Source organism: Tsuneonella deserti, assembly GCF_014644315.1.
GTDB classification, from domain to species: Bacteria; Pseudomonadota; Alphaproteobacteria; order Sphingomonadales; family Sphingomonadaceae; genus Tsuneonella; species Tsuneonella deserti.
On the sequence record NZ_BMKL01000001.1, the window covers coordinates 2192614 to 2213605 of the forward strand.

Consider the following 20992-nt stretch of genomic DNA (forward strand, 5'->3'; position numbering starts at 1 on the left):
CTGGGTGAAATAGCGCCTGACGGGGCGATTGGAACCGAATCCGCCAATGAATCGCTGACTCCCCCGAAGCAAAGGGGAAGACCATGGCCGCACGCGCCTACTGGACGGGTCAGATCAGGCTCGCTCTCGTTTCGATACCGGTCGAGGTGTATGCCGCCACCAAGAGCGGGGCCGCGATCAGCTTCCACCAGATCCACGAACCGACCGGCAAGCGGATCAACTACGAGAAGGTGGTCCGGGGCATCGGACCGGTGGACCGGGACGAGATCGTCAAGGGCTACGAAATTTCGAAGGGCAACTACGTCCTGCTCGACGATGACGAGATCGAAGCGGTCAAGATCGAAAGCAAGCGCACGCTCGAGCTGGTCCAGTTCGTCGACACCAACGAGATCGACGTGTTCTACTTCGAAAAGCCTTATTACGTGGTGCCGCAGGACGAACTGGCCGAGGAAGCGTTCGTCGTCCTGCGCGAAGCGTTGAAGGCGAGGAAAAAGATCGCCCTCGGCCAGCTCTCGGTGCGCGGGCGCGAGCAGCTCGTCAGCCTGAAGCCGTGCGGCAAGGGAATCGTGATGGAGACCCTCCGCTACGAGGACGAGGTCCGCAAGGCACAAACCTACTTCAAGGATATCCCGGCGACCAAACCCGCCAAGGAGATGCTCGAGCTGGCCGGATCGCTGATCGACCAGAAGACCGCTCCGTTCGATGCGGGCGAGTTCCACGACCGGTATGTCGATGCGCTCAAGAAGCTGGTCGAGAAAAAGGCCAAGGCGAAGGGTAAGAAAGTGCTCGAGGACGTCGAGGAGCCGGACACTCCACGCGGCTCGAATGTCATCGACCTGATGGCCGCGCTCAAGAAATCGGTCGGTGGAGACAAGCCCGCGCCCGCGAAAAAGACCGCGTCCAAGAAAACGCCTTCGAAGAAGGAGAGCGCGCCCAAGGCGAGGAAACGCGCCTGATGGAGCTCAATCCGCCAGTCCTGATGCACTGGATGGATCTTGACCTAGTCGCTCGCCTTGGGATCGCGGCGCTGCTGGGGCTGCTGCTGGGTCTCGATAGAGAATTGCGCGGGCTGGCGGCGGGGATGCGCACCCACGGCCTTATCTGCTTTTCCTCTGCCGCGATGACCGTCTCGCTCATCTCGCTGTTTCACCAGATGGATGGCCAGCGAATGGATCCGCTGCGCATCTACGAGGCGACGGGCGCCTTCATCGGCTTCATCGGCGCGGGGCTGATCGTGTTCAGCAAGGGCCACGTCAAGAACCTCACCACCGCCGCCAACCTGTGGCTCGCGGGAGTGATCGGGATCGCCTGTGGTTCCGCGCAGTGGCCGCTGGTCGCGATCGCATCGGCCATCTCGTTCGTGATGCTTACTGTCCTGCGCGCCGCCGAAAGACGCTTCTTCCCTGACGAGGACGCCACCCCATGACTACTCGCACCGCCAGGAAGGCAGACCCTCTCAAGGAATACAACCGCAAGCGCGACTTCAAGAAGACCGCCGAGCCTGCCGGCAAGCGCGCCAACAGCGAAGGCGGCAATCGCTTCATCGTGCAGAAGCATGATGCCACGCGCCTGCATTGGGACTTCCGCATCGAAGCGGACGGAGTGCTCAAGTCATGGGCCGTTACCAAGGGCCCCTCGCCCGATCCGGACATCAAGCGGCTGGCGGTGCGAACCGAGGACCACCCGCTTTCCTATGCCGAGTTCGAAGGGACCATCCCCAAGGGCGAGTACGGCGGGGGCACGGTGATGCTGTGGGATCGCGGCACGTGGGAGCCGGTCGAAGGCAAGAGCTGGAAGGACATCGACAAGGGCCATCTCCATTTCTGCCTCAAGGGCGAGCGCATGAACGGCGAGTGGCTGCTGATCCGGCTCAAGCCCCGGCCGGGCGAGAAGCGCGAGAACTGGCTCCTGCGCAAGATCGACGACGAATATGCGGCGGAAGGCGATCCCCTGGTCGAGCATGGCCTGACCAGCGTGCTGACCGGGCGCAGCATGGCGGAGATCGAGGCCGACGTCGAAGGATCGCACTCGCTCAAGGGCAAGAATGGCGATGCCTTCGTGAAGGAAATGGCCAAGGCGGCGAAGCACAACGCAGGCAAGGCGAAGACCAAACCGAAGACGAAGGCAAAGACCGGCAAGCCACCGAAATTCCGCGAGCCGCAGCTCGCCACGCTGGTCGACAGCGTCCCGGCGGGCAATCGCTGGATGCACGAGATCAAGTTCGATGGCTATCGCGCGCTGGTCGCCGCCGCGGGCAGCGACGTGCGGGTCTACACTCGCAGCGGGAAGGACTGGAGCGACAAGTTCGCGCCCCTCGTCGAAGCATTCGCCGCGCTAGACCTGCCGCCGTGCCTGATCGATGGCGAAATCGTCGCCTACGATGCAAACGGCAACCCGGACTTCTCCTCGCTGCAGGCGGTGCTGAAGCGCGGGCACGGTTCGCAGAAAAAGACCGACGCACTCTCGTTCCATGCTTTCGACCTGCTGGAAGCCAATGGCGAGGACCTGACCGGACTTAGCAACATCGAGCGCAAGGAGCGGCTCGAAGCTCTGCTCAAGGTCGCGCAGCCGCCGATCCATGTAACCGATCATGTCATCGGCGCGGGTGAAAAGCTGTTCAAGGCGATGTGCGACGCCGGACAGGAAGGGATCATCTCCAAGGCGATCGACGCGCCGTACAGGAGCACGCGGACGAAGAGCTGGGTCAAGGTCAAATGCACCCGGCGGCAGGAATTCGTGATCATCGGATGGAAGAAGTCATCCGCCAAGGGGCGACCGTTCTCCTCCATCTTGCTGGCGCAGAACGAGGGCCGCAAGCTGGTTTACAAGGGCAACGTCGGCACCGGCTTCAAAACGGACACCCTGCACGACCTGGCCGAGCGGTTCGCGAAGATCGAGCGGGAGGATGCTCCGGCGGAAGTCGACCGCGCTTCGCGCCGCGGCGTCACCTGGGTTGAGCCTGAACTGGTGGCAGAGGTAGCCTTCGCCGAATTCACCGGGCCGACCAGCAAGAGCGGTGGCGGCAATATTCGGCACGGGAGCTTTCTCGGCCTGCGCGGGGACAAGGATGCGGCCGATGTCGTGCCCGAAGTCCCGCAGGATGCGCCTGCCGACGATCCCGTCGCCGATGTGAAGATTTCCAACCGCGACCGGGTGATCTTCCCCGAAACCGGCGAGACGAAGGGTGAGCTCGCCGATTACTACGCCGCCATCGCGCCGCTGATGCTTCCATGGGCAGCCAACCGCCCCGTAAGCCTGGTGCGCTGCCCCCAGGGACGCGGCAAGAAATGCTTCTTCCAGAAGCACGACAGCGGATCGTTCGGCAGCCACGTCCACCATGTGCCTATTACCGAGAAGGACGGGCACGCAGAGGACTACCTCTACGTCGAGGACGCTGCCGGGCTGCTGACCTGCGTGCAGATGGGCACGATCGAGTTCCATGGCTGGGGGGCGCGCACCAGCGATGTCGAGGCTCCCGACCGGCTGGTGATCGACCTCGATCCCGACGAAGGTCTCGACTTCGAGGACGTGAAACGCGCCGCGAAGGATTTTCACGATCACCTGCAGGACCTCGGGCTGGCGAGTTACGCCATGCTGTCGGGCGGCAAGGGTGTGCATGTCGTGGTGCCGCTCACGCCGGGCCATTCATGGGACGAGCACAAGGACTTCGCCAAGCGCTTCGCCGAGGCGATGAGCATGGCCGAGCCCGACCGCTTCGTCGCCAACATGAGCAAGGCCAAGCGGGTCGGTAAGATATTCATCGATTACCTGCGCAATCAGCGCGGGGCGACAGCGGTGCTGCCGTATTCGGCGCGGGCCCGGGCCGGGGCGCCGGTGGCGGTGCCGGTGTCATGGGACGAACTGGACGGCTTCCCTTCGGCGCACGAGTTCTCGATCCGCGATTCGGCCAAGCTGCTGGAACGGGCGAAAAGCAAGGCTCTCGCCGGATGGGGCTTCGCGGAGCAGTCTCTGCCGAACCTCTGAAGGTTCAGCCGATCCCTTTTGCCATGTCCATCCGTCCGGCGTCCCCGACCGAGCTGCCACCGTCGACATCGAGAATCGTGCCGGTGATGTAGGCCGCTGCGGGCGAGCAGAGAAAAACGGCTGCTTCTGCGATCTCTTCGATTTCGCCCCAGCGCTTCATCGGAATTCGGCTTTCGCTCGCTTCGCGCATGCCGGCCATCGGGGCCAGGCGGTCCATCCCCTCGGTACCTGCGATGGGGCCCGGCGAGATCCCGTTCACCCGCACGTCCGGCCCCCATTCGATGGCCAGGGTGCGGACCACCTGGTTGACCCCGGCCTTGGCCGCGCAGGCGTGGATCTGCAGCGCCATCGCCTGGTCCGCCTGCCCGGCCGTAATGGCGATCAGCGAGGCGCCGGGAAGCTTGAGCAGATCGTGGCACGCGCGCAGCGTGTTGAAAGTCCCGAGCAGGTCGATGTCCACCACGGTCTTGAACGCGTTTGCCGACATGCCGAGTGCGGGGGCGAGGAAGTTGCCCGCCGCTCCGGCGACCACGATGTCGAGCTTGCCGAAGCGGTCCACCGCGGTCTCCAGCGCCCCCCGGATGGCGCCGAAATCCCGGACGTCAGCCGACAGACCCAGCGCGCGTCCGCCGATCGCTTCGGCCGCGCGCTGCGCCTTCTCGGGATCGCGGCCGCATACGGCGACACTGGCACCGAGCTGCGCAAACCGCTTAGCGATCCCGAGGTTGATCCCACTTGTCCCACCGGCGACGAACGCCACTTTGCCTGCCAGCAACCCGTCGCGAAAAGTCGTCATCGCCATCTCTCCCTTGCGCGCGCCCTGAGGGAGCGTAGCGTGAGGAAAGGAGGATGCAATGACGCCCGATCCGCTGTTCGATTTTACCGGCAAGGTTGCCCTCGTCACCGGCGGCAGCCGCGGGCTCGGGCGCGAGATGGCGATCGCGCTCGCCGAGCGCGGGGCCGACGTGATCATTGCCAGCCGCAAGCTGGACGCGTGCGAAATCGTCGCCTCGGAAGTGCGCTTGATGGGGCGCCGCGCGCTTGCCCATGCCGCACACTGCGGGCGCTGGGCCGAAGTCGATGCGCTGGTCGAGGCTTCCTACGCCGAATTCGGACGAGTGGACATCCTGATCAACAACGCCGGCATGGGACCTGCCATGCCCAGCCACGAGGTGTCGGAGGCGCTGTTCGACAGCGTGCTCAACCTCAATTTCAAGGGCCCTTTCCGCCTTGCCGCGCAGGTCGCGCACCGGATGGCGCAGGGCGATGGCGGGGCAATCGTCAACGTCAGCAGCACCGCCTCGATCAGGGCGATTCCCGGCGTGGTGCCTTATGCCGGAGCGAAGGCCGCGGTGAACGCGATGACCGTCAGCCTGGCCGCCGAGTACGCGCCCAGGGTTCGGGTCAACGCATTGATTCCCGGTCCTTTTCTGACCGATATCGCGCAGGCCTGGACCGAGGAGGCACGGCGCGAGCAGCCGGTCGCCATGGGGCGTCCGGGAGAGCCGGCGGAGATCGTCACCGCCGCACTGATGCTCGCGAGCCCGGCGTCGAGCTACACCACCGGCGCGCTGGTGCAGGTGGACGGCGGGCCGCGGTAAGGCGTCAATGAAGCGCTCGATCGGGCGCCGAAACACCCGAGCGAACACCGCCCGAACACGCGCAGATCACATCGAACGGGCGATCAGCATCTTCATGATCTCGTTCGAGCCGCCGAAGATGCGGGTGATGCGGCTATCGCGGAACATCTTCGCGATCGCGTATTCGTTGATGTAGCCCCAGCCGCCGTGGAACTGGAGGCACTTGTCGACCACTTCGCCCTGCAGCTCGGTGCACCAGTACTTGGCGATCGAGGCGGTGGTGACGTCGAGCTCGCCCTTCAGGACCTTGGCGATGCAATCGTTGACGAAGACCTTGGCGGCGGTCGCCTTGGCCTTGAGGTCGGCGAGCACGAACTGGGTGTTCTGGAAATCCCAGATGGTCTTCCCGAACGCCTTGCGCTGCTTGACGTATTCGACCGTGGTGTCGAGCGCCTTTTCGATCGTGGTCATCGCGCCGATCGCGATCACCAGGCGTTCCTGCGGCAGTTCGCCCATCAGCTGGTAGAACCCGCGCCCCTCGACCCCGCCGAGCACGCTGTCGGACGGCAGGTAGACGTCGTCGAAGAACAGCTCGGAAGTATCGGCGGCGTCCTGGCCGATCTTGTCGAGCTTCTTGCCCCGCCGGAACCCTTCCGCGCCTTCGGTCTCGAGCACCATCAGGCTGATGCCCTTGGCGCCTTCCTTGGGATCGGTCTTGGCGACGACGATGATGAGGTTGGCAAGCTGGCCCGACGAGATGAAGGTCTTCGCGCCGTTAAGGCGGTAGCCGTTGCCGTCCTTGATCGCCGTGGTAGTGATGCTCTGGAGGTCCGAGCCCGCGCCGGGCTCGGTCATCGCGATCGCGCTGATGAGCTCGCCCGAAACGAGCCTGGGCAGCCACTTCTTCTTCTGCTCCTCGGTCCCGTGGCGGACGATGTAGGGCAGGATGATCACGTTGTGCAGCGATGCGGCAAAGCCGTCGACGCCCTTTTCCGCCTGCTGGTCGAGCACGACAAGGTCGTGGCGGAAATCGCCGCCATGGCCGCCGTATTCAACCGGCACCGTCATGCCGAGCAGGCCCGCCGCCCCGGCCTCGCGCCAGAACTCGGCTTCGACCTGCCCGTCCTCGCGCCATTTTTCGACCCGCTTGGCCGGCGCGTGCTGTTCGTAGAACTTGCCGACCGCATCGCGGAACATGGCAATTTCCTCGTCCTGCATGAACTCGGGATCGGGAACGTCGATAACGGGCATGGCTGGTCCTCTCGGCCTTTATGTGGTTGGAGGCGAACGTATCAGGCGGGTAGCGATCCGCAACTGAAATTCACGCTTACGTAAAGGGCAGGCATGATCGCCGAGAACGGACTGGGGAGCGGCCCCACATCCCAAAGCTACATCTCCCAGCGGACCAAGCTGCACTACGCCGATTGGGGCAATCCGGACGCGCCGCCGCTGATCCTGCTTCACGGCGGGCGCGATCACTGCCGCAACTGGGACTGGACCGCCGAAGCGCTGCGCGGAGACTGGCACGTGATCTGCCCCGACCTGCGCGGGCACGGCGACAGCGAGTGGAACAACAACGGCTTCTACACGACGATGGGCTACGTCTATGATCTCGCCCAGCTCGTCCACCAGCTCGGCCTCGCGCCGGTGACGATCGTCGCGCACTCGCTGGGCGGCAATATCGCCACCCGATATACCGGACTCTATCCCGATAATGTGCGGCGGCTCGTTGCGATTGAGGGCCTGGGGCCCAGCCCGAAGATGGTCGAGGAACGCCGCCAGCGCCCCTTTGGCGAGCAGTGGACCAAGTGGATCGACAAGAAGCGCGAGGCCAGCGCGCGATCGGTGCGCAAGTACGCGACGTTCGAGGACTGCCTCCAGCGCATGCGCGAGGCGAACAGCTACCTTTCGGAGGAACAGGCCCGTCACCTGACCTTGCACGCGGTAATGCGCAACGAGGACGGGACGTTCTCGTGGAAGTTCGATCCCCACCTTCACGCATGGCCGCCCGAGGATGTGCCCACCAAGGGCCAGCACGCGCTGTGGGGAGCGATCACCTGCCCGACGCTGATGATCTACGGCGCCGATTCGTGGGCCAGCAATCCCGAGAAGGACGGGCGGCTGCAGTACTTCGGGCCGAACGTGAAGGTCAGCGAATACGAGCGCGCAGGCCACTGGGTCCACCACGACCGGTTCGACGATTTCATCGCCGAGGTACGGGAATTCATCGCCTGATCATCTCCGCAAGCCGAGGGCGTGGAACCTTGGGCGAACAGGGAACTTGATAAAAGGTTGCAATTTGGCGTCGGCACGCCACTTGGCGCCCCTGGCTGCTGCGGAGAGACTGCTTGGAAGACCCCATCGCCGATACCGCGGGCTTCGCGGCCGGCCAGATCACCTTCCGCCAGCTTGCGGACGCGATGCCGCAGATGATCTGGTCCACGTTGCCCGACGGGTCGCACGATTACTACAACGCCCAGTGGTACGCCTTCACCGGGGTGCCCGACGGCTCGACCGATGGCGAAGGCTGGAACGGCATGTTCCATCCCGACGACCAGGACCGGGCATGGGCGCTGTGGCGAAGCAGCCTTGCCAGCGGCGAGCCGTACGAGATCGAGTACCGCCTGCGCCATCATTCGGGCACATACCGCTGGACCCTGGGCCGTGCGCTTCCGGTCCGTGACCAGGACGGCGAGATAGTTCGCTGGGTCGGCACCTGCACGGACATCGACGAACACAAGCGGACGGCAGAGCAGAACGAGATCCTGAGCCGCGAACTGAGCCACCGGATCAAGAACATCTTCGCGGTGGTCAACGGCCTGATCGGCCTGACCGCCCGCCAGTTCCCGGCGACCAAGCCGCTGGCCGCCGCGCTCCAGGCGCGCATCGCGGCGCTTGGTCGGGCTCACAACTATGTGCGGCCCCATAGCGAGGAAAGCGCCCCTCATCCGGGGCCGCAGACCCTCACCAGCCTGTTCGAGCAGATTCTGGCGCCCTACCCGGCTCTCGACGAGGGAAGAATGGTCATCACCGGGACCGATCTGGCGGTCGACGACCGCGGAGCAACCCCGATCGGGCTCGTGATCCACGAACTGGCGACCAATTCGGCGAAGTACGGGGCACTCTCGGTGCCGGATGGCCGGGTCGACCTCCATACGGTGGTGAACGGGGGTCAGGTCACGATCACCTGGCAGGAAGCCGGTGGGCCACCGCTGAGCGGCGAACCCGCTCAACTGGGTTTCGGAACGCGCCTGTCCGACATCAGCATAACCCACCAGCTTGGCGGCCGGCTGGCGCGGACCTGGGCGCCGGAGGGCCTGCGGGTAGAGATGGAAGTGGCGGCCGACCGGCTCAGCCGCGAGAAATTACCCGAAACAGCGAATTGACGGGGGCGCTTCGGCGTCGGCGTCCTCGCGCCGGCGAAGCGCGAACCGGGTGGCCGCGAGGAGCGTTTCCTCGTCGGTTGGCTTGGTCAAAACCCCGATCGTGCCCGATATCCCGTCGCCCAGCAGGCGGGGGTTCGCGGTCACGAACAGCACGGCCGCGTTATATTCGTTGGCAAGTTGCTCGCCGATCTGCGGGCCGGTCAGGCCGTCCCGCAGGTTGAGATCGACCAGCGCAAGGTCGATGGACTGCTCCGCGTAAGCCAACGCGCCTTCGAGGTCGGCAGCGATGCCGAGCACGCGGTAGCCGTTTTCTTCCAGGATTCCCTCCATCTCGAGAGCCACCAGGAATTCGTCTTCGACGATGAGGATGGAGGCGGACATGCCGGTTCCAATTTATGCAGGGGGCTTACGTTCCAGTGAGACAACGATGGCGGTCAGGCAATTGTTCCGGCCACGCGGAGTCTTTCGATCTCGTCCTCGTCCATCCCCAGCCCTTCGAGGATATCGTCGGTGTCGTCGCCGGGTAGAGGCGCGGGCGCGGGAACGGCGGTGCGGGTGGCGGAGTAGCGCGGGGCCGGTGCAGGCTGGAGCGCGCTGCCGACCTCGACGAACGTGCCGCGCGCCATGTTATGCGGGTGATGCGTCGCCTCGCTGATCGTCAGCACGGGCGCGTAGCAGACGTCCGAGTGCTCCATCAGGGCGTCCCACTCCGCGCGGGTCTTGCTCTTGAACAGGGCCGTCAGCTTGTCCTTCAGCGCGGGCCACTGCTTGCGGTCATGCTGGGCATCGAAATCGGCATCGCTCTCGAGCCCCGCGCGCTTGCGCAGCTCGGCGTAGAACTGCGGCTCGATCGAACCGATGGAGACAAACTTGCCGTCCGCCGTTTCGTAGGTGTCGTAGAAATGCGCGCCGGTATCGAGCATGTTGACGCCCAGTTCCTCCGACCAGACGCCCATGCTGGTCATGCCGTGGATCATCGCCATCAGCACGGCGGTGCCGTCGGTCATCGCCGCGTCGATCACCTGGCCCTCGCCGCCCCGCGCAACGCTCAGCAGCGCGGAGACCATCCCGAAGGCGAGCATCATCCCGCCGCCGCCGAAATCGCCGACCATGTTGATCGGCGGAGTCGGCTTGCCGCCGGCGCGCCCGAAGTGCGCCAGCGCCCCGGCGAGCGCGATGTAGTTGATGTCGTGCCCGGCGTAGGGCGCGTAGGGACCCGTCTGACCCCAGCCGGTCATCCGGCCATAGACGAGCTTGGGATTGTCCTTGAGCAACTCCTCGGGCCCCAGCCCCAAGCGCTCCATCACGCCAGGGCGGAAGCCTTCGATGATGCCATCGGCGCTGGCCGCCAGCTTGCGGGCCAGCGCGACGCCCTCGGCGCTCTTGAGGTCGAGCGCGATCGACTTGCGCCCACGCGCGAGCACATCCTTGCTGGTGACCGGCTGCGAGCCGCCGCGCGAGCCGCTCGCGCGATCGATGCGGATCACCTCCGCGCCGTGGTCGGCCAGCATCATGCCGCAGAATGGCCCCGGACCGATGCCGGCGAATTCGACGATGCGGATGCCTGCGAGCGGACCTGCCATGTTACTTGCCCTTCCAGTTGGGAGCGCGCTTTTCGGCAAAGGCGGCAGCGCCTTCGCGCGCGTCCTCGCTCATGAACACCTGCGGCATCAGCTCGCCCTGCTTCTGCCAGCGCTCCTCGTGGCTCCAGCCCGGCGATTCGTTGATCACCTGCTTCGACACCCGCACAGCGACAGGGCCATTGGCGGTGATCGCCTTGGCAAGCTCGAGCGCGGCGTCGAGCGCCGGACCGTCGGTCACCCGGTTGATCAGCCCCAGGTCATAGGCGCGCTGGGCGTCGATGAAGTCGCCGGTCAGCGCCAGCTCCATCGCGATCTTGGGCGGGATCATCGCCGGCAGCTTGACCAACCCGCCTGCTGCGGCGGCGAGGCCGCGCTTGGCTTCCGGGATGCCGAACTTGGCCTTCGAATTGGCGACGACGAGGTCGCACGAGATCATCAGCTCCATCCCGCCGGCGAGCGCATAACCCTCGACCGCGGCGATCAACGGCTTGACCGGGCCTTTTTCGGTAATCCCGCCGAACCCCCGACCCTCCACGAACGGCCGTTCGCCGCGCAGGAATCCCTTGAGGTCCATTCCCGAACAGAACGTGCCGCCCGCGCCGGTCAGGATCGCCACCCGGAGGCTGTCATCGGAATCGAGCCGGTCCATCGCCGCGGCAATGCCTTCGGCAGCGGCCTTGTTCATCGCGTTCTTTGCTTCGGGCCGGTTGATGGTGACGATCAGCACCCCGTCACGGACTTCGGTCAGCAGTTCCTCGCTCACGCCCACTCTCCCATTTCGCTTTGCAACTTGTCTTGTGCGGCTTGTCCCCAAGGTTTACGCTTGCGTCAACCTGATTCCCATAATGAGAGGATTACCGAGAATGGCCGAAGCCTACATCATCGATGCCGTGCGCACTCCCCGGGGCGTGGGCAAGGTCGACAAGGGCGCGCTGGCGCACATGCACCCGCAGCACCTCGCCGCTACCGTCCTCAAGGCGGTTGCCGCGCGCAACCACCTCGACACCAAGGACGTCGATGACGTGATCTGGTCCACGAGCACGCAGAAGGGCAAGCAGGGCGGCGACCTGGGGCGCATGGCCGCGCTCGACGCGGGCTACGACATCACCTCGTCCGGCATGACGCTCGACCGTTTCTGCGGCGGCGGCATCACTTCGGTGAACCTCGCGGCGGCGCAAGTGATGAGCGGCATGGCCGACCTCGTCGTCGCCGGCGGCACCGAGATGATGAGCTACACCTCCAGCTCGGCGCAGGAAGAAATGCAGGCCGGCATCCGCCCGCTCGGCATGGGCGCGGGTAACGCGCGGCTGCAGAAAGTCCATCCGCAGAGCCACCAGGGCGTGTGCGGTGATGCGATCGCGACGATCGAGGGCTTCACCCGCGAGGAGCTCGACGACCTCGCGCTGCGCAGCCAGCAGAACGCCGACCGGGCGATCAAGGAAGGCCGCTTCGACAAGTCCGTCGTACCGGTGACCGACGAGACCGGCAAGGTGGTGCTCGATCACGAGGAATTCCCCCGTCCGCAGACCACCGCCGAAGGGCTCGCCGAACTTCAGCCCAGCTTCGCCAAGATCGCCGATGCCCCGCTCGACGAACAGGGGACGACCTTCAGCGGCCTGATCAAGCAGAAATATCCCGATCTCGAGATCAAGCACTTCCATCACGCGGGCAACAGCTCGGGCGTGGTCGACGGCGCTGCCGCGGTGCTGCTCGCCAGCAAGGACTACGCCAAGAGCCACGGCATGAAGCCGCGCGCGCGCATCGTCGCCACCGCCAACATGGGCGATGACCCGACGCTGATGCTCAACGCGCCCGTCCCCGCGGCCAAGAAGGTGCTCGAAAAGGCCGGCCTGACCAAGGACGACATCGACGTGTGGGAAATCAACGAGGCGTTCGCTGTCGTCGCCGCCAAGTTCATCCGCGACCTCGACCTGCCGGTGGAGAAGGTGAACCCCAACGGCGGGGCGATCGCGCTGGGCCATCCGATCGGCGCCACCGGCTCGATCCTGATCGGCACCGCGCTCGATGAACTGGAGCGCACCGGTGGGCGCTACGGCCTCGTCACCATGTGCGCCGCGGGCGGCATGGCCCCGGCAATCATCATCGAGCGGGTCGAGGACTTCGTGGATTAATCCCAGCCGCCAATAGCAAGGTAGGGCCGGGCAGCCGCTGCCCGGCCCTTTGTTAAATGCAGCTGCGCCACATGTGCGGTGACAACTCAATCAAATCAGCCGTCACACCTTCACCCACGGGCTTGGCGTTTCCCCCGGGGGGGCGGGGGCCGACTCTAAAAATCAACCCTATGCAAAGTGAAGTCTGCAGCTAATCGAGCCGAATCCAGTTTTCAAACTTGCGACAAGGTCCTGTCATCGATCGCTGAGATACCAGTTGGGCTGGCATGCCTGACCCAACCTATCTACAATCGAATATCAAGCCCACCGCCCCTCGGCGAGCAGTTCGTCCACGCGACAATTGGTCGGGGATTTCGCAGCTTCCTGAAGAAATTGCCGAACAGGTCCGCCTTGAGCGGCAAATTGAAATCGCGCCCGCTGTCGCCTTTACGGATGGATACCCCGAAGAAGGTATGCAGGCGCGCTTTTTGTCGGCGCTGGACCGACTTGCAAATATCGAAGCAACTAACCCGACAGCAAGCATGTTGGCCATCCAATTGGTGAATATCCACGAGCTTTATTTGGATTGCCATCGGCGTTCCGTCGCCAGCACAAATAACCCATTGGCGTTCAAATCACATATGCTCAATGTTGAACGCCTCAGTAATTTGTATATGCGGCAACTTGCAGCACTCGACAGACACCGTGGGCGCGGAAAACAGCAAGTTAGAGTCGAGCACGTGCATGTTTCTGCTGGGTGGCAAGCAATTGTCGGACACCTCAGTATAGATGATGCAGAGCGGAGGTCCAAGCAGCCTTCCGAAACCGATGCGTTGGGTGGATCTACTGGGAAGTCATGATATGATATCGCATCGGAACTATGCCGCAACGCACGAAGCACCACGCTGTAGCGCGAAAACAAGGCGCGGAAGCGTGTGCAAATCTCCTGCGGTCGCCGGAAGATCGAGATGCAGAATGCATGGAGGCGCGCATGGATCTGGCGCACCCCTCCTGAACCAAAACGCTCTCAAACACGGACTTCACACTCGAGAGGAGCGTGAACATCGATTGAAGGTGAGGTCGCATGTTCGACAGTGCCGCGAGGCACTGAACATGCTAAACTGATCGCCTGCTTGTCGTATATCCAAGAGGCGGCCGAATATTTACCCGACAGCTATGATGGGAGGGAGGGGCTGCAACTCGCTATAGTAAACGCATTCGGTCACGGTAGCGTCCGCCCTGCGGTTTCGAACAGGATGGACCCGACAGGCATCTTCACCATCCACATCATACACAACAACCCTTTCGCCCGGCTTCAGATTGCCGTCAAAAAGGTCCTCGTAACCAACGAAAATAGCCTGCTTACCAATAGGAATGCGGCTCATCTGCGTTCTCCTTCGGTCAAGTGATCTACCCCCCCTCTCCGGCAACATGTAAACCCTTTTCTTCCAGTATCTTACACGTGCAGCCTCCCATTCAGGCTGACTTGGGGATTGCTTTGCCTGGATGGGGCGCGTCGTTTGGCCATACGACGCGATGTGAGAGATTCAGCATCAGATGGGCCAACCGTGCGATAGGCGTCCAACTCGATAGAGGGTGGACGTTGCATTGGCCCAACCGGCCGAAATTGCTCTTGCGTAACACCCCCTCACGCTGGCCATAGGCGACGGTGGCATGAACATGCCGGCTTTTGAACTGCATGGGTAGAATCTCGCCGAGACACCCCTTTAGCGGTTCGTGTCGAGGAAGAGTTTGTTGAATCGCTGCCTGCTAAGAGCATTGGATGTGAGAGCCAAGACGGCATAGATACTGATGCCACGGCCTTTTGGACTGCGACGGATCCGCCAATCGCTCAGTGGTGTCCCTGTTGCTTTTCAAGATGAGAAAACAGGGGCACCACCCAGTGCGCGATATTCGTTGCGACATTGTTGCAGCGACGTCTTGTCGCGGGGACGGCTGGTGGATGGATGAATGTCGTTGTTCTGCCACATAGCTCAAGACGAGTAGAGGTCGCGGAAGACCGCAAGGTCGCTGTGATCCAAGTCTTAAAGGCGCTTGCCGCGCTCCATTCGGGACCACAGCTGGACCAACCAGTCATGGTCAATCGGCAGGGCGAGGCCTTCGCCGGCCACGGCCCGGTTGCTCGCCGCCGCCAAGCTTCGTAGCGGCGAGATACCAACGAACTGCCTGGGTCACTAAAGCCAGCGCACAAGTGCCTTCATCATCGCCAACCACCACTTGTGCGAAGTCGGCGGCACTGGAACTGCTGCCTGGGCCCGAGCACGAGGCGATCGGGCTGTTCAATCCGAAGTCGCTCTCACCGCCATGACGACATCGAGACTATGATCGACACTCCGCAGGAAGTGGGCGACTGTGCCGCGGCTGAGGCCGACCGTTTCCGTGAGGCTGTATCGCGCGTGATGGCCTCTGGCGGATACTACACGCTGCGCTTCGTGATAGGGCTGCTGTAGCCTCTTTGTTCACCTACCGTTGGTGAGTTGGCCCGCTGTTCTCCCCATTGTGGGGGCCCCTCACCTATCCCCTCGCTGTCTCGCGTACCGACATACAGCAGTGCCAGAAAAGCGACGGTACAGAGGCCGAAGAACAATCCGATCACCAACAGGGTTGTCACGAGCGAGAGCGCGTCCTTAGCTATGGCCCTTTCGGGTGGGTTTGTAAACTGCACAATCGCCTATCCAATCGTTTGGCGCCGCGCTTATGACTTCCCTGTAGGTCCCCAGAAGGACGTCGTGGCTTGCGATTGCTCGCGCGGGGGCGCCCTGACCTCAACCTATTGCCACGATGCTGCGTCGAGCACTAAGTCGCTCTGATGGGCAAGGCCGCACATCGCACAGACATCGATGGTTTGCGCAGCCTCGCAATCCTGCCGGTAGTGTTCAATCACGCTGGATTGCCATTTGCACCGGGAGGTTTCGTCGGAGTCGACATATTTTTTGTAATCTCAGGGTTTCTGATAACCGGAATCGTTGCCCGAGAGATCAACAACGGAAATTTCTCGATCCTGAACTTCTACGACCGTCGGATTCGACGGATCATGCCCGCGCTGCTCACGATGATTGCAGTGTGCTTCGCCGGAGGTTGGCTCATTCTGCTGCCAACCGAATTTGTAGCCTTCGCGAAGTCCGCAGTCTCGGCCTTGCTATTTTCCTCGAAAATTTAGTTTTATCGCGCCGTTGGAGATTACTTCGGTGATGGCGTAGTTGGCGCTCCGCTCCTGCATACTTGGTCGCTAGCTGTAGAAGAGCAGTTCTACTTATTTTTTCCGCTCCTTATGCTAGTTATGGCAAGACGCAAAACGCTGTGGACCTGGATGATTGGTGTCATCTCGGTGGCGTCACTGGCGCTCTCGATTGCCGTCACCTACTCCCACCCGACGGCGAATTTCTACCTGTTGCCGACCCGGGCTTGGGAACTGGGGTTAGGGGCGCTCATCGCCCTGGGCGCAGTGCCCGCCGCGAAAGGCGCAACATTCGGCAACGCGGCTTCTCTCGGGGGACTTGTGCTCATTTTCGTCAGCGTTGGCATGATTGACGAAACGACGCCATTTCCCGGACTGGCGGCCGTCCCACCATGTCTGGGCGCGGCTGCGATCATCTGGTCGGGCCAGCTACAGGTAACGACCGCTGGCAAGGTTCTCAGCAACCCTGTGCTCGTGTGGTTCGGCCTTATCTCATACTCGCTCTATCTTTGGCATTGGCCTGTATTGGCGGCGGCGCGACTGATTGGGGGCAGCCCCACCATCGACATGAACACGGCCCTGTTGTGCATGGCCCTGTCAGTCCTGCTTGGTTGGTTGAGTTGGCGTTTTGTCGAAAGGCCGTTCCGAAGAGCCCGCAATGACTCACCCGCGGCCCGGCGTCGCGTCTTCCTTGCAGCAGCAACGGCGACCGGAAGCTTGATACTTGTCTCTGGCGCTGTGATGCTGAGCGACGGTGCATCGGGACGGATCCCGGCCGAAATGAACGCTGTGCTTCGCGAAGCCTCTGATCGCGGCGCTCTGGAACGGAAGTGCATGTCCCGAGGTATCGGCGAACTTCCGTGCAAATTGGGATCGGCAAGCGAACCGGTCAGCTACGTGATTTGGGGTGATTCACACGCGGGAGCGATGCTGTCGGCATTCGACAATGCGCTGTCCGAATCCGGAGAATCGGCCGTTGCCTTCGCAAAGTCTGCTTGTCCTCCCCTGCCGGGGTTGTGGCGCGTAGACCTAGGAAAAAGGCACAATTGCGACGGTCACAACGCGGACGTGTTGCGTCTGATAGACCGAGAATATCCATCAGCGACGGTAGTTCTCGTCGCGCGGTGGGCACTCGCGACCCAGTCGGCCCGCGCGGCGGGTGAAGCAGGGGAAGCGGCCGTCCTGGCAAGGTCCGGCCAGCGACCGCATGCAAATGAGAGCAACGCAATACTGGTAAGCGAATCCCTTACCCGCTTGGCGTCTCACTTACGTTCGCGGGGGCATCAGGTGGTTATCCTCACCAGCATCCCTGAACAGGGAACCAATTTTCCCAAATTGATAGCGCGCTCGGAACTCCTGGGACAGAGTGGGGAACACTTCATTCAGCGCCGGACCAGCCGAGAAACTTACGACCAGCGAAACTCGAAAATCACCCCGATATTCCGAAACGTGAGCGCGCGGTACGGTGTCCAGGTGTTAAGCGTGCGAGACCAGATGTGCGCAGATGTCTGCATGACCGAACTTGGAGGGAAGCTGCTTTACCGCGATGACGATCACCTTAGCGCCTTCGGCGCGCACTGGCTGGTCGAGCGGATTATGCCCGTCATGCATCAGAGGCAGCGTTGAAGGCCATTCGGTACCACCAGTCTTTGAAAACGGACGCTCCCGAAGACCAAAGCAACAGTCAGCCGTAGAAGCCGTCTGCGAACACGAGATTCATCGGCCGCCGGCCCCATCGTCCTCAATCCGATACGGCTCCGACCGGCGCCAACGCGGCGCGCTTGGTTCCGTTCAGATCATGCCCAATTACCGGCGGCTTGAGCTTGGCCAGCAGCGGCCCGGTCGGCGAGAAGTTTCCTGCCGAGGGGTCGACGAACAGCGAACGCTTGTCCCCGCCCCGCGTGGTCCCCTTGCCGAAGCGGGCATCCTCGTCCCGGGCGTTGGCCATCAGATGATTGTTGGCGATCCTCGCCTCGTCGCCCATCCGGAAGCCGCCCCAGCTTTCGACCACGTTGTTGGCGATCAGTGAATGGGCGTCGATCTCGGCGCGCAGGTTGAGCGGCTGGGTGATGTCGTTGTGGGCGATCACCACGTGGCTCAGGGAGGCGACCAGCTGGCTTGCCTTGCCGGTTCTGTCGGTATTGCCGAACGCATTGTTGATGATGAGGTAATCGCGCGCCTCGTCCCCATTGATGAAAATATTCGCGACCTGGTCCAGCCGGGTAGAAACGTTGTTCGCGATGACGACGTTTTCGAGCTTGCTCGCAATCGGTTTCTGCCACCAGTCGACGTGGAAATCGAAGATCGTGACGGCCGTCCAGGGAGCGCTCTTCACGTCCTGGTCGACGAGGGCCGCACCGGCCGTCCCCACGACCCCGGGCGGACCGCAATGGGTCGCATCGCGGGTATCGTCGAGCAGGGTCGCGCGCCAGTCTTCGAGGGTATTGAGCCAGTTGGCGATGTCACCCACGTTATAGGTCGGCAGCGCAGGGTCGGCGTTCTGCACGGTGAACGTGCCCACGATCTTTCCATCGACCTTTGCGGTCCACGTCCGCATAGGGGCGCCGTTGTTTCCGCTGATCGAGATGGTCGCGGTCCGGCCCCCGCCAACATAGTGGACCGCAAGCCCGGGGATCTGCCGCTTGTAGAATTCGCTGGACCAGTCGTCGATCCGGTTGTCCACTAGGCATAGCGTGCCAAAGGCGAAGTCGCTCGCGCCCGAGCGAATGTGGCAACCGCGCACGAGCGCTGCCGAGGCGAACGGCAGGACGATCCCGCTGACAGTGCATTCGGTGTAGAACGGCCGGTTGCGCGCCAGGGTGAAGATATCGCGAGCGCGCTTGTCCCAAAGAGCATTGCGGCCGGCGCTGTTGACGATCGTACAGCCGTCGAACCAGAAACCCCCGGTCTTGGTGGAGTGAGGACGAAACTGCGAAATGAAGCGCATATCGAGGGTGAGGTTCCGCCCGCGAAACCGGATGCGGTCGACCTGCGGGCGCACTTGGCCCTTTGTGGCGGCCGTCTTGCCGATGACCACTCCGGGCACGTCCGCGCTGATTTCGAGCCACCCGCTGTGTGACTTGTAAGGGCGGCCCATCTTGCCAATGTCGTACGTACCGGCGGTGACGAAGCGCAGGCGCCCGCGATGCCTCGCATCGGAGCCAAAGCGCGAGATCGCGCCTGCGGCGGAACGATAGTTCACATCCTCCACTTCGGGCGCGTCAGGGTCGATGGTCACATCAAAATCGTACAGCGCTTCCGAAGGCAGGAAGGAAAAAGGCCCCTCGGTCCGGCGCTGCATCGCAGGGTCCTTGGGAACAGCTTCGAAGTAGAGATTGGCCTCGCCATGAGTTCCGTTGTGGCGCAGCCGGATCCACCAGCCGAAGTAGGTGACGGCATTGCCGTTGACGTCGTCGAACGTTTCGAAACCGGGCTTCAAAATGTCGACGCTGCGGCCTTCGTAGTGAGCCGTGACCTTTTCGAGCCCCATGTTGTCGAGCAATGTGCCATTGAAATTGGCCCCGGCGAAGACACCGACGAGAAGCTCGTCGGTATAAGCCTGGCGGGGCGGAACGAGCATGCGCAGCGCCGGCTTTGCGGTCTTGCGGACAGGGTCGCGCGGTGGGGCCGCGAATCCGGAACCCGCCTTGCCGTTCCACCGCGGACCCGGTTCGATCGGCGGCGCGGAGCTGGTGCGCAGGGCAGGTGCGACAGTGAAAAGCCTTGTCCTGCTGGCGAGTGTGGCTGCCAGCGCGGTCACCGCCGCGCCTCCGGCGGCCTTGATCGCAAACCGCCGGTTCATCCGGCCGCCGCCTCGATCGTCAGTACATCGCGGATCCTCATGCGGACGACGTAACATGGGCTCCGCGCGACCGCATCATCGAGAAGCGGTTAACCCGATCTGGAGCCTCCCCGCATCCCGAAGGTTCAACAGTCTTCAACTCGGTGCCGATCTGCTAACGGATTCGGGTGGGATCATCGAACCAGCACCTTGGCCCGGATTGCGAGCACGCTCCATCCCGTCCCGCACGGACGGCGTCCGATCAAGGGGGCGCGCGCCCGGAGGGTGGCAAGCTTCCGGCGATCCAGGCGCTGCGCGCGGTGGCCGCTCTTTCCGTTGCCGTGGTGCACCTTTTCTCGGGCTTTGCCGTCCACATCGACCGGCGGCTGGACGGACTGCCGCAAGGCGACCAGCTGGCCCAGGCCGCGGTGGCCCTGTTCTTCGTCATATCGGGCTGCGTGATGGTCCTGTCGTCGGGGCGGCTGTTCAGCTCTGCGGGCGCAACCGTGCACTTCTGGCGGCGGCGCGCGGTGCGCGTGCTTCCGCCGTACTGGATCGCCACCGGCGTGATGGCCGCGGTCATGCTTGCGCTCGGCCTGGCGGTGGACACGGGCTACCTCGCGCGGTCGCTTGCGTTTGTTCCAACGCCGAGGGCGGGCGGTCGAAGCTTCCAGCTTTTCCTGTGGCCGGGGTGGACGCTGCTTTACGAGCTGATTTTCTATGCCCTGTTCGGCGCATTCGTCGGGTTTGGCCGAACGCGGGCGGTGATCCTGACGGCGCTCGCCATCGGGGCCCTGGTCGTCGCGGGCGCGTTGGCGAACCCTTCCGGCCTGCCTGGCTTCATCGTCACCCGGCCGATCCTGCTCCTTTTCATCGTTGGCATGGTGGCCGGCCTTGCCCTCCAGCGCGGACTCGCGTCTCCTGCCTGGGTGCGCGCGCTTGCCATGGTTGCAGCACTGGCGGCGTTCGCCCTGCCCCAACCGGCCGACAGCCAGCTTGGCGTCGGATACCTCGGCTGGGCCGGACTTCCGGCGATCCTGACGTTTGTGACGGTCATGGGCGGGCCGCTAAGAATCCCCTTCATCGCGCTGTGGGAAGCCTTGGGAGACGCAAGCTACGCCATCTATCTGATCCATGTGCCGTTTGCTCTCGTGTGGATGCGGATATTCCACCACGGCCTCGATCATCCCGGGGGCTCGCTGGGCTACATGGCGTCGGGCGTCCCGTTGCTGATCGCGCTGTCGCTCGCCTTCTATCGCTGGATCGAACGGCCGATGACGATGCGGCTGAACGTCCTCCTCGGCGGGCAATCGTCGCGAAAATCGGGTCCGATCGGCGACCTGGCGCCATAGATGGGCTGACGTCCGG

Annotated in this window: 18 protein-coding genes and 1 pseudogene; 12 read left to right on the plus strand and 7 right to left on the minus strand. The window is 63.3% G+C overall.

Annotated elements, in window-relative coordinates; translation table 11 throughout:
* The first annotated feature begins 83 nt into the window (after positions 1-83).
* From ku to ligD, 3 genes are read left to right on the plus strand one after another with little or no spacing between them, the layout of a single operon-like run.
* Positions 84-956, plus strand: coding sequence for a non-homologous end joining protein Ku (gene ku / locus IEW58_RS10825; protein ID WP_188645128.1), 873 nt, complete (start codon positions 84-86; stop codon positions 954-956).
* A complete protein-coding gene (locus IEW58_RS10830) occupies positions 956-1426 on the plus strand; it encodes an MgtC/SapB family protein (RefSeq protein ID WP_188645129.1) in 471 nt (156 codons plus the stop codon). The genes ku and IEW58_RS10830 overlap by 1 nt, the downstream gene beginning before the upstream one ends.
* Complete coding sequence (ligD, locus tag IEW58_RS10835; protein WP_188645130.1) at positions 1423-3984, plus strand: DNA ligase D; 2562 nt, start codon at positions 1423-1425, stop codon at positions 3982-3984. Before IEW58_RS10830 ends, ligD begins: the two co-directional genes overlap by 4 nt.
* 4 nt (positions 3985-3988) lie before the next feature.
* Here the strand turns inward: ligD and IEW58_RS10840 are convergent, their stop codons facing one another.
* Positions 3989-4780 (minus strand): SDR family oxidoreductase, encoded by a 792-nt coding sequence (locus tag IEW58_RS10840; protein ID WP_188645131.1) that lies wholly within the window; start codon positions 4778-4780, stop codon positions 3989-3991.
* Between the two features lie 58 nt (positions 4781-4838).
* Between IEW58_RS10840 and IEW58_RS10845 the strand changes: the two genes are divergently transcribed.
* Positions 4839-5585 carry an SDR family NAD(P)-dependent oxidoreductase gene (locus IEW58_RS10845; protein ID WP_188645132.1) on the plus strand — a complete coding sequence of 249 codons (747 nt, stop codon included), beginning with the start codon at positions 4839-4841 and terminating at the stop codon, positions 5583-5585.
* A gap of 66 nt (positions 5586-5651) precedes the next feature.
* Here IEW58_RS10845 and IEW58_RS10850 read toward each other — a convergent pair whose 3' ends face one another.
* Positions 5652-6815, minus strand: a complete 1164-nt coding sequence (locus tag IEW58_RS10850; protein ID WP_188645133.1) for an acyl-CoA dehydrogenase family protein — start codon at positions 6813-6815, stop codon at positions 5652-5654.
* Positions 6816-6908: 93 nt separating this feature from the next.
* Here IEW58_RS10850 and IEW58_RS10855 point away from each other — a divergent pair, with 93 nt between their 5' ends.
* Both IEW58_RS10855 and IEW58_RS10860 read left to right on the plus strand, forming a co-directional pair.
* Positions 6909-7799 carry an alpha/beta fold hydrolase gene (locus tag IEW58_RS10855; protein WP_188645134.1) on the plus strand — a complete coding sequence of 297 codons (891 nt, stop codon included), beginning with the start codon at positions 6909-6911 and terminating at the stop codon, positions 7797-7799.
* A gap of 113 nt (positions 7800-7912) precedes the next feature.
* Complete coding sequence (locus IEW58_RS10860; protein WP_229658550.1) at positions 7913-8950, plus strand: PAS domain-containing protein; 1038 nt, start codon at positions 7913-7915, stop codon at positions 8948-8950.
* Here IEW58_RS10860 and IEW58_RS10865 read toward each other — a convergent pair.
* Genes IEW58_RS10865 through IEW58_RS10875 form a run of 3 tightly spaced genes read right to left on the minus strand, consistent with a single transcriptional unit; the run spans position 8930 to position 11296 of the window.
* Entirely contained in the window at positions 8930-9331 is a 402-nt protein-coding gene (locus IEW58_RS10865; RefSeq protein ID WP_188645135.1) for a response regulator, read from the minus strand. The genes IEW58_RS10860 and IEW58_RS10865 overlap by 21 nt on opposite strands.
* Positions 9332-9384: 53 nt before the next feature.
* Positions 9385-10533, minus strand: a complete 1149-nt coding sequence (locus IEW58_RS10870; RefSeq protein WP_188645136.1) for a CaiB/BaiF CoA transferase family protein — start codon at positions 10531-10533, stop codon at positions 9385-9387.
* Between the two features lies 1 nt (position 10534).
* Positions 10535-11296 carry a crotonase/enoyl-CoA hydratase family protein gene (locus tag IEW58_RS10875; RefSeq protein ID WP_188645137.1) on the minus strand — a complete coding sequence of 254 codons (762 nt, stop codon included), beginning with the start codon at positions 11294-11296 and terminating at the stop codon, positions 10535-10537.
* A gap of 100 nt (positions 11297-11396) precedes the next feature.
* Here IEW58_RS10875 and IEW58_RS10880 point away from each other — a divergent pair, with 100 nt between their 5' ends.
* The 3 genes from IEW58_RS10880 to IEW58_RS14100 all read left to right on the plus strand — a co-directional run bounded on the left by IEW58_RS10880 (position 11397) and on the right by IEW58_RS14100 (position 13769).
* Positions 11397-12665: an acetyl-CoA C-acetyltransferase gene (locus tag IEW58_RS10880; RefSeq protein WP_188645138.1), complete on the plus strand. Its 1269-nt coding sequence runs from the start codon at positions 11397-11399 to the stop codon at positions 12663-12665.
* Between the two features lie 266 nt (positions 12666-12931).
* On the plus strand, positions 12932-13504 hold the full coding sequence (locus IEW58_RS10885) for a hypothetical protein (RefSeq protein ID WP_188645139.1): 573 nt from the start codon (positions 12932-12934) through the stop codon (positions 13502-13504).
* Position 13505: 1 nt separating this feature from the next.
* On the plus strand, positions 13506-13769 hold the full coding sequence (locus IEW58_RS14100; protein WP_373284754.1) for an HGGxSTG domain-containing protein: 264 nt from the start codon (positions 13506-13508) through the stop codon (positions 13767-13769).
* A 38-nt stretch (positions 13770-13807) separates the two neighbouring features.
* Here the strand turns inward: IEW58_RS14100 and IEW58_RS10890 are convergent, their stop codons facing one another.
* Positions 13808-14029 carry a hypothetical protein gene (locus tag IEW58_RS10890; protein WP_188645140.1) on the minus strand — a complete coding sequence of 74 codons (222 nt, stop codon included), beginning with the start codon at positions 14027-14029 and terminating at the stop codon, positions 13808-13810.
* A 957-nt stretch (positions 14030-14986) separates the two neighbouring features.
* Here IEW58_RS10890 and IEW58_RS13970 point away from each other — a divergent pair.
* Entirely contained in the window at positions 14987-15115 is a 129-nt protein-coding gene (locus tag IEW58_RS13970) for a hypothetical protein (RefSeq protein WP_268237112.1), read from the plus strand.
* 359 nt (positions 15116-15474) lie between these two features.
* Positions 15475-17469: pseudogene (locus IEW58_RS14205) on the plus strand (acyltransferase family protein).
* 115 nt (positions 17470-17584) lie between these two features.
* On the opposite strand, the gene IEW58_RS10905 reads toward IEW58_RS14205, so the two are convergent.
* Positions 17585-19645 (minus strand): hypothetical protein, encoded by a 2061-nt coding sequence (locus tag IEW58_RS10905; RefSeq protein ID WP_188645142.1) that lies wholly within the window; start codon positions 19643-19645, stop codon positions 17585-17587.
* A 167-nt stretch (positions 19646-19812) separates the two neighbouring features.
* Here IEW58_RS10905 and IEW58_RS10910 point away from each other — a divergent pair, with 167 nt between their 5' ends.
* Positions 19813-20976 carry an acyltransferase family protein gene (locus IEW58_RS10910; RefSeq protein ID WP_268237113.1) on the plus strand — a complete coding sequence of 388 codons (1164 nt, stop codon included), beginning with the start codon at positions 19813-19815 and terminating at the stop codon, positions 20974-20976.
* The last annotated feature ends 16 nt before the right edge of the window (positions 20977-20992 follow it).

Excerpts from the sequence above, each read along its gene's own strand:
- ku (WP_188645128.1), top strand. The coding sequence starts at position 84 with ATGGCCGCACGCGCCTACTGGACGGGTCAGATCAGGCTCGCTCTCGTT.
- IEW58_RS10830 (WP_188645129.1), top strand. The coding sequence starts at position 956 with ATGGAGCTCAATCCGCCAGTCCTGATGCACTGGATGGATCTTGACCTA.
- ligD (WP_188645130.1), top strand. The coding sequence starts at position 1,423 with ATGACTACTCGCACCGCCAGGAAGGCAGACCCTCTCAAGGAATACAAC.
- IEW58_RS10840 (WP_188645131.1), bottom strand. The coding sequence starts at position 4,780 with ATGACGACTTTTCGCGACGGGTTGCTGGCAGGCAAAGTGGCGTTCGTC.
- IEW58_RS10845 (WP_188645132.1), top strand. The coding sequence starts at position 4,839 with ATGACGCCCGATCCGCTGTTCGATTTTACCGGCAAGGTTGCCCTCGTC.
- IEW58_RS10850 (WP_188645133.1), bottom strand. The coding sequence starts at position 6,815 with ATGCCCGTTATCGACGTTCCCGATCCCGAGTTCATGCAGGACGAGGAA.
- IEW58_RS10855 (WP_188645134.1), top strand. The coding sequence starts at position 6,909 with ATGATCGCCGAGAACGGACTGGGGAGCGGCCCCACATCCCAAAGCTAC.
- IEW58_RS10865 (WP_188645135.1), bottom strand. The coding sequence starts at position 9,331 with ATGTCCGCCTCCATCCTCATCGTCGAAGACGAATTCCTGGTGGCTCTC.
- IEW58_RS10870 (WP_188645136.1), bottom strand. The coding sequence starts at position 10,533 with ATGGCAGGTCCGCTCGCAGGCATCCGCATCGTCGAATTCGCCGGCATC.
- IEW58_RS10880 (WP_188645138.1), top strand. The coding sequence starts at position 11,397 with ATGGCCGAAGCCTACATCATCGATGCCGTGCGCACTCCCCGGGGCGTG.
- IEW58_RS10885 (WP_188645139.1), top strand. The coding sequence starts at position 12,932 with ATGCCTGACCCAACCTATCTACAATCGAATATCAAGCCCACCGCCCCT.
- IEW58_RS14100 (WP_373284754.1), top strand. The coding sequence starts at position 13,506 with ATGATATCGCATCGGAACTATGCCGCAACGCACGAAGCACCACGCTGT.
- IEW58_RS10890 (WP_188645140.1), bottom strand. The coding sequence starts at position 14,029 with ATGAGCCGCATTCCTATTGGTAAGCAGGCTATTTTCGTTGGTTACGAG.
- IEW58_RS13970 (WP_268237112.1), top strand. The coding sequence starts at position 14,987 with ATGATCGACACTCCGCAGGAAGTGGGCGACTGTGCCGCGGCTGAGGCC.
- IEW58_RS10905 (WP_188645142.1), bottom strand. The coding sequence starts at position 19,645 with ATGAACCGGCGGTTTGCGATCAAGGCCGCCGGAGGCGCGGCGGTGACC.